The 13,350-nt window shown below is 48.3% G+C and carries 13 protein-coding genes; 1 reads left to right on the top strand and 12 read right to left on the bottom strand.

Annotated elements, in window-relative coordinates; all coding sequences use genetic code 11:
• Positions 1 to 693, bottom strand: a complete 693-nt coding sequence (locus ACO0K4_RS13400; RefSeq protein WP_422957134.1) for a flagellar basal body-associated FliL family protein — start codon at positions 691 to 693, stop codon at positions 1 to 3.
• A gap of 253 nt (positions 694 to 946) precedes the next feature.
• Here ACO0K4_RS13400 and ACO0K4_RS13395 point away from each other — a divergent pair, with 253 nt between their 5' ends.
• Positions 947 to 2,017, top strand: coding sequence for an acyltransferase family protein (locus ACO0K4_RS13395; protein ID WP_422957133.1), 1,071 nt, complete (start codon positions 947 to 949; stop codon positions 2,015 to 2,017).
• A gap of 184 nt (positions 2,018 to 2,201) precedes the next feature.
• Here the strand turns inward: ACO0K4_RS13395 and ACO0K4_RS13390 are convergent, their stop codons facing one another.
• The 11 genes from ACO0K4_RS13390 to ACO0K4_RS13340 form a co-directional block, all read right to left on the bottom strand.
• Positions 2,202 to 2,801 (bottom strand): lysophospholipid acyltransferase family protein, encoded by a 600-nt coding sequence (locus ACO0K4_RS13390; RefSeq protein WP_422957132.1) that lies wholly within the window; start codon positions 2,799 to 2,801, stop codon positions 2,202 to 2,204.
• Between the two features lie 169 nt (positions 2,802 to 2,970).
• The gene (locus ACO0K4_RS13385; RefSeq protein ID WP_422957131.1) at positions 2,971 to 3,582 is read right to left on the bottom strand and encodes an AAA family ATPase; all 612 of its coding nucleotides are present in this window, start codon (positions 3,580 to 3,582) and stop codon (positions 2,971 to 2,973) included.
• A gap of 25 nt (positions 3,583 to 3,607) precedes the next feature.
• Complete coding sequence (locus ACO0K4_RS13380) at positions 3,608 to 4,324, bottom strand: pseudouridine synthase (RefSeq protein ID WP_422957130.1); 717 nt, start codon at positions 4,322 to 4,324, stop codon at positions 3,608 to 3,610.
• A gap of 93 nt (positions 4,325 to 4,417) precedes the next feature.
• Positions 4,418 to 6,256, bottom strand: coding sequence for an ATP-binding protein (locus tag ACO0K4_RS13375; RefSeq protein WP_422957129.1), 1,839 nt, complete (start codon positions 6,254 to 6,256; stop codon positions 4,418 to 4,420).
• Between the two features lie 152 nt (positions 6,257 to 6,408).
• The gene (locus ACO0K4_RS13370) at positions 6,409 to 7,260 is read right to left on the bottom strand and encodes a substrate-binding periplasmic protein (protein WP_422957128.1); all 852 of its coding nucleotides are present in this window, start codon (positions 7,258 to 7,260) and stop codon (positions 6,409 to 6,411) included.
• 330 nt (positions 7,261 to 7,590) lie between these two features.
• Positions 7,591 to 8,214, bottom strand: a complete 624-nt coding sequence (locus ACO0K4_RS13365; RefSeq protein WP_422957127.1) for a glycine zipper 2TM domain-containing protein — start codon at positions 8,212 to 8,214, stop codon at positions 7,591 to 7,593.
• A 264-nt stretch (positions 8,215 to 8,478) separates the two neighbouring features.
• On the bottom strand, positions 8,479 to 9,672 hold the full coding sequence (locus ACO0K4_RS13360; RefSeq protein WP_422957126.1) for a PLP-dependent aminotransferase family protein: 1,194 nt from the start codon (positions 9,670 to 9,672) through the stop codon (positions 8,479 to 8,481).
• A gap of 92 nt (positions 9,673 to 9,764) precedes the next feature.
• A complete protein-coding gene (locus ACO0K4_RS13355) occupies positions 9,765 to 10,223 on the bottom strand; it encodes a RidA family protein (RefSeq protein WP_422957125.1) in 459 nt (152 codons plus the stop codon).
• A 192-nt stretch (positions 10,224 to 10,415) separates the two neighbouring features.
• The gene (locus ACO0K4_RS13350; RefSeq protein ID WP_422957124.1) at positions 10,416 to 11,297 is read right to left on the bottom strand and encodes a DMT family transporter; all 882 of its coding nucleotides are present in this window, start codon (positions 11,295 to 11,297) and stop codon (positions 10,416 to 10,418) included.
• Positions 11,298 to 11,349: 52 nt separating this feature from the next.
• Positions 11,350 to 11,946, bottom strand: a complete 597-nt coding sequence (locus ACO0K4_RS13345; RefSeq protein WP_422957123.1) for a LysE family translocator — start codon at positions 11,944 to 11,946, stop codon at positions 11,350 to 11,352.
• 210 nt (positions 11,947 to 12,156) lie between these two features.
• A complete protein-coding gene (locus tag ACO0K4_RS13340) occupies positions 12,157 to 13,128 on the bottom strand; it encodes a threonine dehydratase (RefSeq protein WP_422957122.1) in 972 nt (323 codons plus the stop codon).
• Between the last annotated feature and the right edge of the window lie 222 nt (positions 13,129 to 13,350).

Here is a 13,350-nt window from a genome sequence, read left to right as displayed (position 1 = left end):
TCAGGATTTATCTTGCAATAATAGCTCGGTCAATAGAACTGCCTGAATTTTATCTGTATGCATAGCTTGATTCAGTTCTTTTTTTAAGTCCAGTTGCATCGTAGCAAAGCCCTCAGGAGTACGCAAATCATCGGCATTCACTTTAGCCAGAGCAATTTGAAAAAATTCATTCAAGATTTTTTTGTTCTCAATGAGCCAGTCCTGATCGTCTGTATCCACCTGAATCGTTACCTGTACACGTGTGACCTGCCCATCGATATTGACCACGGCTTGCGGTAGAGCTACGTAACTCAGATCTGCTGTATTTGCCGGTGGACGTTGTATGTGCAGATAAACCAATACAGACGAGACGATAAAGATCAATAAAATAATTGCCGCAGCATATTGCGAAAAATGATCCTTCTTTTTGACAGGACTTTTTTTAACAGATGACCGTGCATAATTATTGGCAGAAACCGGACTCGTCATCTCCTTTGGAGGAGTGACGGGCTGGGGCTGGGGCGGTGATGGCGCAACATAAGGAGGATCAGGCAATTGGCTCTCTGCTTGCGGAGTGCTGACTACGGCAAGGTCAAATCCCCACTCATCCAAACTATCGTCAGAAATGGTCGCTTTTTGCTTAGTCAGCTCTTCGACTCCTTCGAAATCGATCTTCGAAGTGAGTAAATTCTTTGGTCTGTCATTCGCTGGCATGAGCTTCACTACCCCTGAAAAAAAATCTGATGACACTCAATAGGACTACCCGAAGGTGGCTGCACATTGTAGCCAGATCATTAAAATATTTCCAAATGGAAATAAAATTCACTTGCTACGTACTTAATTTTACTAATCCTGAGGAATCTGGCAAAGCTTCGTTACAAACTCGATGCACGCAATCGTCTGCGATTCGTTATCATGGCGTCTTTTCAAAAATAACGCTTATTTACAAAGAGTTAGAGAATTACTGATGTCCTCCCAAAGCAGAAACCTCCGCATCGACAATATCAAAGCTGTTTTGATATTTCTGGTCGTGTTCGGACATTTAATTGAACTCCATATCACCGGAGACCATTTCCTGCGCTCAGTATGGATTTTTATCTACTCTTTTCATATGCCGATGTTTGCGCTGGTATCTGGCATGCTCTCAAAAGCATCTTTGGATGATAAGCAAAGCAATCAGTTAGTCAAAAATATTGTCATTCCTTTATTCGTCTTTGAAGTTTTATACGAGGGCATAGAATTATTGCTAAAAGGTAGCCTCAGCGTTTATAGCGGATTGTTCGCGCCGTATTGGATGCTCTGGTATCTGATGAGCCTGCTTTGCTGGCGTCTGATGTTGCCGGTTTTTGCACGGCTTCAGTTCCCTGTCGTCATTGCAGTCGGCATTTCCCTGCTTGCCAGTTATTCAGAAAGTACCGGCTATTTTTTAAGTATTGCCCGTACCTTCAGCTTTTTCCCATTCTTTTTACTGGGATGGAAACTTGGCCCGGCGCTGTTTGACCGCACTAAAAAGCGGATATTGTTGATCAGTTTGCCAGTCGTTGCACTGGCGATTATTGCGTCATTTTTACTCAAAAGTGATTTCGACTACCGTTGGTTCTACGGAAGTTATTCACTGAATCGTCTGGGTATGGCGAATATGACCGGGACTCTTTATCAGATCGCACAATATCTGGTATCCGGCGTCATCGGTCTGGCATGTTTGCATTTGCTGTCACGCAAAAACTGGGGACTGGCAGCAATCGGGCAGCGCTCTATTTATGTATTTTTATGGCATGGTCTGGCCTTGATCGTACTGCAAGAAACCGGCGTTTTGAATGCGATTTTTACGCTGGACAAAGCACTAACCAGTCTCATGGCACTCGCTGTCAGCGCCTTGATAGTATGGCTTACTGCACACCCATGGTGCGAAGCTCTGACACAAAAACTCATGCTCAAGCCGATGTCCTGGCTACTGATCAAGCAATTGAATGGCAACCATCCTACGCCATCCAAGGAAGTTAAAACAGAAACAACAGTGGCACCGGTAGAACCATAAATCGGAATCGCCCTAGCTTATTTCCGGGGACGATTAGCGCAGCCTGTGCGTAGAATCTCCAATCCAGATCGGTCGCATCACGGAATATGGTCAATGCCTCCAAGTGTGCAATGACATCCAAGGCATATAGCGAATAGGGAAGATTCTGTTCATCTAAAATAAAGCGTAAAAAAGCTCCCGCTTCTTATTTAATCTGAATCTTGCTGGCGTCAAATTGCTTAGGATTTTTGCCGGTAATTCCTTCGTAAAACGCCTGGATCTCCGTCATGTCTGCTGTAATATCACCGGATAATTCAAACATCCTACCGATACCACCGGCCTTCCTTTTAAAGTCGAGATACCCGAGCGCAATCGGCACACCTGCACCTTGTGCAATATAGTAAAACCCTGTCTTCCAGTGTGTGACTTTGCCGCGCGTGCCCTCTGGCGGAACGATCACGGTCAAGCGCTGATTCTGTTGAAATGCGTCAACAGTGCCCTGCACCAGATTGCCTGAACGTTCACGATTCACAGGAATGCCGCCTAGCCAGCGCATGACGGCACCGACAACAGGCGGGAATAAGCTTGCTTTGCCCATCCAGTACACGTTCAGGCGCAAGGCAAAACAAACCATTAAGGTCACGGGAAAATCCCAGTTACTCGTATGTGGCGCCGCAATGAGTACATATTTAGGTGCGGCAGGCGCATTGCCCTCTACCGTCCACCCCATCAAACGCAAGCACAAAAGAGAAAACCAGCGCATAAACGTATTGATGACAGGTGTATCGAAAATGGTGTGATGCATGAACTAAGTCTTTGATATTAAAAAGGAAACAGAGAAACTGATGCAAACGGCATTATAGAGATGAGTGCTTCTCAAGGGAAATATTTCTCGCGACATTTCCCGGTCTGCTCTCTTGCGGGGTAAAGAATTAGCGTTTGTTTGAATTGCCAGCAATACAGTAATCGCGCTGTCAGCGCTCTATCCAGGCAAGAATATCTTGCCACTGAGCGACATCTTTTTCGACACGGGAAGGCGCCACATCCCACAGAGTTGCGCCATGCGCCGCCAGTTGTATATAGTTTTGCGTGTCCCTCAGATAAGCCAGTACAGGAAGACCAAGCTGGCCAACATAATGGGCAAGCTGATCAGCGGCACGACTACGTGCATTCACGCGCATGCCCAGTACTGCTAGCTGGTACGTACGATCATGCTTATTGAGTTTTTTGATGAACTCCTCTGTTGCCAGAATATCGAAAATCGACGGCTGCAAGGGGACAACGACTTTATCAGCGATTTTCAAGACTGCATCGAGCTTTTTACCACTAAGGCCGGCGGGAGTATCGAGGACAACGTGGGTGGTACCTTTGGGTGGCTTGGCGATATGTCCATCTTCAATATCCCAGGCGCTGATCAAGGGTAAATTGGCAGGACGCAGAGAAAGCCAGGTCCTGGATGATTGCTGGATGTCGGTATCGCCCAGCATGACCTTGTAACCTTGATGCGCAAGATAGCCTGCTAGATTCGTCGCAAATGTACTCTTGCCGACGCCGCCCTTGGGATTCACCACTGCGATAACCGACATACCGACTCCTTTAGAAAACCATCACCTAAGCAGGAACTAATAATGCCATTTGTTGCTGTGACAGGTAACACCACTCACCTTCTTCCAAGCCTAACGAATCCAGCGTCAATTGTCCAAGTGCGGTTCTTTGCAGTGCAGCACAATGATTACCTGCCGCCGCCAGCATACGCTTGACCTGATGATATTTGCCTTGCTCCAGCACGATTTCTATTTGTGTACCGGATATTTGCCGGCAAGTCTGTGCTGCCAATGGCGCAGGCTCATCATGTAACTGTACTCCGGACAATAATTTTTGCACCAGCTCCTCTGTTACAGGTTCTGCTGTCGTGGCGACATAGACCTTGGGAATATGCCGTTTCGGCGAGGATTGTGCATGAATAAATGGCCCGTCATCAGACATTAACAACATGCCTGTCGTGTCATGATCAAGACGGCCAACCGGCTGCACATCGCGCCAAGTGAATTGCTCAGGCAGTATCGTCAAAACTCCCGGGTGATGGCTAGGTTTACGGGAACATTCAAAATTTGCTGGTTTATTTAAAACGATGTAAATATGTTCACGGTATTCCCACTCTTCATCAAAGATATGAAACCGTAGTCCTTCGGTCTCAACCGTTGCTTTATAGCTGGACATGACCTCACCGGCGATGCTCAGCTCGCCATCATCAATCAAATCACGACAATATTTTCGTGTACCAAATCCCTGCGATTGCAAGAGACGATCTAAAGATATTTTGCTCATAGCGGGACTGTAACAGATGCGGTAAAAACCACAAAATTTTCAAGGCGCTTTCATCAAAGTCCGATAACGTAGTAACGGGAGGCAGCTCTGATACTAAGGCGTGATACGAGGCAAACTCATAGTAAATGTCGTGCCTTGATTAATGACACTCTGTACCGTGATTTTGCCATCAAGCACACCCGTCACCAGGTTGTAGACAATATTCAAACCCAGGCCACTGCCACCCTGCCCCAATTTTGTCGTAAAAAACGGATCAAATATCCGTCCAAGATTTGCTTCTGGAATGCCTTTACCATTATCAGTCAGTACGATCGTGACCATATCAGACTCATCCATCGTTGCGGTAATACAGACAGTCCCACGCATATCCATGTCAAAAGCATGAATAAAAGCATTGTTAATCAGATTCGTCAGCACTTGTCCTAGAGGACCTGGATAACTGTCCATCACGATTTTTGGTGGTATATTGCAGATAACCTCATGGCGGGTTTTACGTATCGTCGGTCCTAGCGTCAGTACGTTTTCGGCTACGGTCTCATCGAGTATAAACAAGCGCCGGTTGGCGCTGGTCTGGTCTACGGCAACTTGTTTAAAACTCACAATCAGTTCAGATGCCTTACTTAAATTGCGCATCAGAATATCCGTGCCTGCACGTGAGTTTTGTAGAAATTCATCGAGAGTAGAACGCCGCATACCGCTTTGCATTCCCTGCAAAATCGCTTCCGTTTGCTGCTGCATCGTACTGGCAACCGTCACACTGATACCGATAGGCGTATTTAACTCATGCGCGACCCCGGCGACCAGAGAACCTAAGGCTGCCATTTTTTCAGTACGTAATAACTCATGTTGCGCGCGTTGCAAATTTTCCAGCACGATCGTTAACTCAGTATTGGCGACTTCCAACTCATTGGTACGTTCCGAGACCCGGTGTTCGAGGCTGGTATTGAGAGTCAGAATTTCGGATTCATTGTGACGTTTTTCGGTAATATCCTCTTGCACCAGAACCAGCAGAGACTCCTCGCCCAAACGCACCAGACGGCCGGAGATATTACATAGCAAGATTTTTTCCTGGTGACCGCAATGCAACCATGCTTCGTAATCGTGAACTTCATTATGATTTTCAATCTTTGACATTACACTGTCAAAATCATCAGGATTACGCCATAAGGACATTTGCTTTTCGCGGCTGTGCAAAATTTCATCATGCGTCCAGCCAAACTGCCTGACCCAGGCATCATTGACATCGACCATGACAAAAAAATTTGTCTTGCGAAAAACTGTCATCGCCACCGGAGATGCATGAAAAATTGCCGTGAATTTTTCCTCTGTAAAACGCAAAGCCTGCTCTGCACGCAGGCGTTCGTTTAGTTCGATCTGGAGCACCTCGTTCTTATGATCGCGCTCCATAATGAGGGCGCCAAGATCGAGACGCATTTTATCAAGGCTTTCTGACAGATTGCCGATTTCATCGTCCCGGCGCCGGACTAAAGCCTGGTCTAATTTACCTCGTGCAAGATCCGCCGTCGCCAATTGTAATTCTTTGATGGGTCGTACAATCCGGCGCTCAAACAACAGCAAAATAAACCCAAAAGAAATCAAGACCTGTGCCAGCAGGGCTCCGCTCATTTTGAGCAAATCTGCAATCAGGTCACTCTTTAAACGGCCAGCACTGAGTTCGACAATGACTTTGCCGATACGCTTGTTTTCCAGTCCCGTCAGGTAGAGCAAACGTTCTTCATGGAATAACTCCCCAATGCGGCGTGATGCAACTTCGGCGTGGACAAATTGATTTTCAGACTCGTCTTCAACGGTAACACTGACGACTTCTGGATTGCGCATGACCGCCTGTACAAATTCATTGGCGACTTCTTTATCGACATTCCAGACTGGCACCGCCATCGCCCGTGCAAGCATGTCAGCATATTGAGACATGGGGGTAAGTACGCGCAAATTCAGTTCGCGCTCATACCGATCCTGCACTAGAAATCTACCCAAGACCAAGGCGGGTAATAAAATTCCCAGCGCAACACCTAAGATCAGAATTTGTCGGAGTGTAAGCTTGCCCAATATCGTCTTATGTCACTCTATTTTGTTTGTTTGCGCCAGGCCTGAATATTATTGTCGATGAGCTTGCTCATCACATTTTGTTTGTTAAGCTTGATCATGGCTTTAGCGATTCGTCCGCGCATATCACCATTGTTGCATGCAGATTTATGGGAGAACGTCAGGAACAAATTTTCATTGCTGATGGCGGGATTCACCGTTTTCAAACCAGTTATATTTAATTTGGCGGCATAAGCAAGGCCAGGATCTTCTTCATAAATCAGATAGTCTGCGCGGGACAATGTCAGCATCTTCAAGGCCTGCTCCAGACCTGGTACTGTAGTGATTTTCAAAGACTCTTTCGCATAACGATCGAATTCGTCACCGAAACTATTATTAATGACCGTAACGCCCAGCCGGCTCTTTAAATCACTCCATTTTTTATAGGGAAATACGGCATTGTCTCTGGTCCAGATTACCGAACGCGTTTCACGAAATGCAGGATAAAAATAGTCCATGTAATCCAGACGCGGCTGGGTGAAAAATGCACCAGCAATCAAGTCAATCCGTCCGAGCTTTGCTTCCTCCTGAACTCGTCCCCAGGGGCCGGCGTATTTGACCTCGATGCTGATACCAATTTCCTTTGCGAGTAATTGCATCAAATCGGCATTGGCACCAATCAATTTAGTCTCATCATCGGGATCACGCCATAAAAAAGGCGGGTAATCAGGATTGCCAGTTGCAATCAGAGTTTTACATGTGGCGACCGGAGATGGGGGCTGTGCCGGAGTTTGAGCGTAAGCAGAATTAGCTAGCGACAGGCATAAGATCGTTGAAACCGTACCGCATATTTGCAAAGCCGACGCAAATACTCTTTTCTTGATGGGATGCATGATGCATTACCTCATAAGTGGTAGGAAAGCCTTGACTCCAGCCAAGGCAACGGACTGGCACGCATGATCTTAACAATAAAGATGTGAACAAGGAGAAACAAGCTTCGCAATGTTACAAAATTACGACAAGGTAGCGCCATGCGTAATAGTACGTACCTACGCGCCTGAGCACAGATATGTACACAGACGCTTAGCTTAGTAGTATTGCGTCATCCGATCAAGATTGGATGACATGCGAATCAGGTTCATATACTGACACGCCCGCACTGGCGAGACGGCAAGTCACTGCCAGCGATCAGGGCCTGGTCAAAAATGCTATTACCTGACCGCTTAACGGCGAACGATACTGCTGCCTGCATTTTTTATCAGATCACCATTACTCAAACCCGGATCGTGATCGAAGTTAAATGTATTTCTTTCGCCGTTATCGTACTGCACCGTCACTTCCCATATTTTGCTCGATTTCGCTTTTTGTTCAATTTTACGACCCGCATAAGCTCCGCCTGCAGCACCGGCAATCGTCGCCAGATCCCGCCCGGTGCCGTTACCTACCTGATTACCGAGAATCGCTCCTGCTACGCCACCAGCAATAACGCCCAGGGCACTGCCCTCACCGTCCTTATCGTTCACATTAACGGCGACAACTTTGCCGCAACCAATGCAAGAGTCGAGTTGTTTGGTTGAAACGGTTACGGCCTTGTTTGAATTTACATTGGAATTTGAATTGGCTTTAGCAGCGGCAAGAGCGCTGTTGTATTCGGACTTAGCATCCCGCAGGCACTGCATTCTCGCGGCAGAGCTTGCTTCTTCTGCGCAAAGTTTTTTATCTTCGGCATAACGGTTCGCGGCATTTTTTGTATCTGTTGTGTACTGCTGTTTTGAGCTCAGCGTTTGAGCCTGTGCGCCACCAGCGATTGTCAGTGTTATCGCCAAAAATAAGATCGATCGTTTCATCAGTTCACTCCACATTAAAAGATTAAAAAGCTATTGCTTCCTCTATAACGGCTGCAAGATAAAATAGATTACCTATCTGACAATAATTGACAGTTTAGCTCATGAACGGAGAATTACCAGACGAAAAAAAACGAATACACTGTGAAATGCATTCGTTTTTTATTATTCAGCGACATCAAACCAATACTGCGCTTTGACACCACATCCTTAGTTGGGTGTTGAAGATATTAATTTGGGCCTGATTGATTTAACAGAGCTAAAAAATTAAATCTTGGCCTTAATCAGCTTACCGAGTTTTTCAATCCCCTCGTTGATACGCTCTGGAGATACGGTGACGAAGCTCAGGCGTAGGGTATTGGTCGCCGGATTATTCGCATAGAAAGGACCACCTGGTACGAAGGCAACGTTTTGTGCAATCGCCTCATCGAGTAATTGCTTGCTATCGATATGCTCAGGCAAAGTGACCCAGATGAACATACCGCCCTCTGGCCTCGTCCAGGTGACGCCTTCAGGGAAATACTTCGTCATCGCATTCAGCATGACATCGCACTGACCGGAGTAGAAACTACGGATAGTCGGGATATGTTCACCAAGGAAGCCATCCTTAATAACTTCATAGACGACCATCTGCGTCAGCGTTGCCGTATGCAGATCGGCAGCCTGTTTGGCTTGTTCTAATTTACGGATCAGCGGTGTTGGTCCAACGACGTAACCGAGTCGAATGCCCGGCGTCAGTACCTTAGAGAATGAGCCCATGTAGATCACGCCGTTAGGATTCATGTTCAGCATCTTTGGCAATGGTTCACCGCTATAGCATAAATCGCCGTAAGGATTATCCTCAATCAGCGGAATGCCCATGCGGGCGCAGGTCTCAACCAACTCCATACGACGATCAAGCGACAAAGTACGGCCAGTCGGGTTTTGGAAATTCGGCAGAGCATACATCAATCGTGCACCATGACCTTTTGTCGCGACCGAAGCCGGGATCAGGCCATGATCATCGGTATCAACTGATTCAAAATGCGGTTGATATACCGAGAATGCCTGCAAGGCGCCAAGATAGCTTGGTGTCTCGACCAGAATCTTGCTACCTTCGTCAATCAGCACTTTGCCCAGCAAATCCAGACCTTGCTGCGAGCCAGACACCATCAGAATCTGCTCAGGCAAAATCTTGGAATCCGCTGTCGATAAAGAGTCTGCAATAAATTCACGCAAAGGGGCATAGCCGTCAGTCGGGCCGTACTGCAATGCCGACTTGCCTTGTTGCGACAATACCTTGTCGAATGCTGCACGCATACGATCTACCGGAAAAGTCTCCGGCGACGGCAAGCCACCAGCAAATGAAATCACTTCAGGACGCATGGTCACTTTGAGAATTTCCCTGATCACGGAGCTTTGCAACTGCTCTGCGCGTTCAGAAAATTTCCACTCTATCGGGGTCGGGTTTTCAAGTTTCATGCTGGTCTCACTGAAGTTTTTTAAACAATTTTATAATTTTATGACGGAATAGCTGGCTGGCTTGGCTTACTCGGCAGACTCAGCTGGCTTAATTAAGCAATCTCAGCAATCAATTCGATCTCAACACAAGCACCCATAGGAATTTGTGCCACGCCAAAAGCAGAGCGCGCATGCTTGCCTTGCTCACCAAAAATCTCACCGAACAATTCGGATGCGCCATTCGTGACCAGATGTTGCTCAGTAAAATCACCAGTGGAGTTCACCAGACTCATGACTTTGACGATGCGCTTAACGCGATTCAGATCGCCGCCGCAAGCCGCCTGCAGCGTGGCGATGAGATCAATCGCAACCGCACGGGCCGCAGCTTTGCCTTCTTCGGTACTGATATTTTTACCTAATTGGCCTACCCACACCTTGCCCTCTTTTTTGGCGATATGACCGGACAAAAACACGGTGTTGCCTGTTTGAGCGTACATCACATACGCAGCAGCAGGCACAGCAACAGTTGGCAACTCAATATTCAAGGCTTGAAGTTTTTCGTAAAAAGACATGGTTTATTCCAAAAAGTAAGGTGGCGCACCCGGCAAACAAAGGCGACTGAGTGAAACTATCTACCGCTATCTGAATAGCAAAGATAACTTCAGCGTAGCCTCATATTGTAAGCCCCTCACCACCCGATTAACACCCCCAATAAGCAGGAAAGCGCTTGATTTAATTTGGAGAGTGATGGGTTTTAAACAAGTTCACCGTTGAATCTTCATACGCCGGCCGATCCCCACAACAAGAATCACGGCAAGGGCAAATCCGACGTTGCTCATGGTTAAATTTTCGCCCACGAGTAAGGCAGCGCCAAGCAGTGTCAGAAATGGCTGAATTAATTGCACCTGCCCGACGCGGGCAATACCACCGATTGCCAGCCCTTTGTACCAAAAGAAGAACCCGATGAACATAGAAAACAGTGAGACATACGCAAACCCAAGCCAGGCGTGCGCCGAGGCCTGCAAGCCATAGTGCCAGCCTAGCCAGACCGTTACCGGCAGCAAGACCGGCATCGACAAGACCAGTGCCCAGCAAATCACCTGCTGACCACCCATCGTCTGCGACAAACGACCGCCCTCTGCATATCCCATGGCGGCCGCTATGACGGCGGCAAACAAAGCGAAATCCGCCAGATGAAAACTTCCACCGCCTTGTTGCAAAGCAAACGCAACGACCAGACCACTGCCAATCAGCGCCATGATCCAGAATCCCATTGACGGACGCTCATGAAAACGAATCGCCGCGAATAGGGCGGTTGCCAGCGGCAAAATACCCAGCACGACCGCTCCGTGTGACGCCGGTACATAATGCATCGCAATCGACGAGAACACAGGAAAACCGACTACCACGCCCAACGCCGTAATCAGTAATCCACGTAACTGCTGACGATCCGGCCATTGCGCCCGCATCTGCCACAGCAAGACTGCGGACAAGGTCGCTGCTACTACCGCACGTCCCAACGCCACAAATACCGGATTCAACTCTGCCACCGCCATTCGCGTGAAGGGCAAGGTCAGGCTAAAAATGGCGACGCCAATCGCCCCCAGCCACATACCGCGCGTCTCTGCTATTTTTTGTGTTGTCATGAGCTTCTATTCTGTTTTTAATGATTTCGTTTTAACTCTGTTGAGAAAATAGCTAGAGAGTAAGCATCCATACGGCCGTCAGCGCTAATGCCAGCCCCATGCACAGATTAAAATTGCGCAGGCGATTGCCGACCAGCAGCCAGCTACGCAAACTCTGTCCCATCCACGCCCACGCCATGATGCTCAATGCGCTGGGGACGATAAACCCAAGACTCATCCACGACATGCGCGCCACAAAATCGGCATGGCCAATCGCATAGGTCGAGGTTGCGGCAACCAGCATCATCCAGGCTTTAGGATTCACGATCTGGAATAAGGCGGCCTGCATCAGACTCAGCGGTTTGATCGCGTCCGAGGACGATAGCTGGCGTGAGAAACAGAGCTTCCAGGCGAGATACAACAAATACGCGTTACCCGCCAATTTCATTCCCCAGACCAGTACCGGACTCGCCTGCAAAATTGCCATGCCACCCAGACCCACAAGCCACATCAGCGCCACAAAACCAATCGGCACACCCGCAACCTGCGGCAATGCAGCGCGCAAACCATGATTCACCGCGGTTGTAGCCGCAATCGCCACATTCGGTCCCGGGGTAAAAGAAGCGATCCAGGCGAATGTAGTAAAGGCGAGAATTTCAGCGAACTGCATAAGAACTTTCTTCAGATTGATGTAATGAGCTGGCAAATGAACCAGCGAATTAATGAATAACGAACAAATGAAAAACGAGTGGATCAATTACTCACATCCGTCTGTCAAACCGACTAAGTAAAAAAAATATACTAGGGAGGTGTATTTTTTTAACTACTAATAAAAATAAGCGGAAAAGGCATCATTTATCTACATACTCCCCATATTTATCTAAATCGCGTCGCTTAATACCTTGGCAAATACCTCATGATCCACATTACCGCCGCACAGTGGCACGCCGACTTTTAAGCCGCGCAAACTGTCTTTATCCCGCCTCACGGCCGCCAGCGCCGCAGCTCCTGCGCCCTCAGCAACGTTGTGCGTGGTGACGAACAATAACTTCATTGCCTCCGCGACTTCGGCATCGGACACCGCCACAATCGTATCAACATAATCAAAAATAACCGCCAGCGATGCCTCGTCCGGCACACGGCACGCCAAGCCATCCGCCAACACGGTCGTCACTGGCGAGGCGACTGAGCGCCTTTGCTCAAACGAGAGCTGGTAAGCCAGTGCATGGCTAGACACAACACCGACAATGCGCGTCGCCAAACCTAACGCATTACGCGCCGCAATCGCCGCACAAATACCAGATCCCTGCCCTACCGGCACATACACTACATCCAGCGCAGGCTGGGCCTTGAATAATTCCAGCCATGACGTCGCGACACCGCGAACCAGATCGTGATGCAAGGATGGCACCATGTGCAAGCCACGCTCCTCTGCTAGTACCAAGGCATGCTCACGGCTCTCCTGAAACTCATCACCATACTCAATCAGCTGGGCACCGAGCGCACGCATGGCAGCGTTTTTCTCTTTGCTGTTTCCGCGCGGTACCACAATGGTTGCCGCCAGCCCGACCCGCCGCGCCGCATATGCAATCGACTGCCCGTGATTGCCGCGCGTCGCCGCAATCACGCCCCGGACATCGGGCATCCGCTGCAACAGCTCCTGCATGTATATAAGGCCGCCACGGACTTTAAACGCACCGGTCGGTGTATGGTTTTCATGCTTGAGCCAGACCTCCGTACCAATTGCCTCGCACAGCAAAGGCCAGACGTATTGCGGTGTCGGCGGCAACGCGGCATAAACGATGTCAGCGGCGGCGTTTATTTCAGATAAGCTGGGCAAACTAAAATTCATCGTATCTCCTGCGGTATCAATTAAACGGCTAGTTATTGGGTGACGGGGCGGTCTGCTGTGTAGTCTGTTATGTGTCTGCTGTACCGCTTGCTCCACGTCATCAACAAGCTTATTGACGACCTCATTTACTACATAAGGCATCGTGGCGCTTTTGCGTCATCGATCCTGTTACTGCATATCGCCCACATAACTGTTTGTGCTATCCTAAGCGCAAAAACCAAT

The sequence above is a fragment of the Undibacterium sp. RuTC16W genome (assembly GCF_049339445.1).
In the GTDB taxonomy this organism is placed as follows: Bacteria; Pseudomonadota; Gammaproteobacteria; order Burkholderiales; family Burkholderiaceae_D; genus Undibacterium.
Note: the sequence above shows the minus strand (reverse complement) of the source record. Positions and strands in the feature narration are given on the sequence as shown.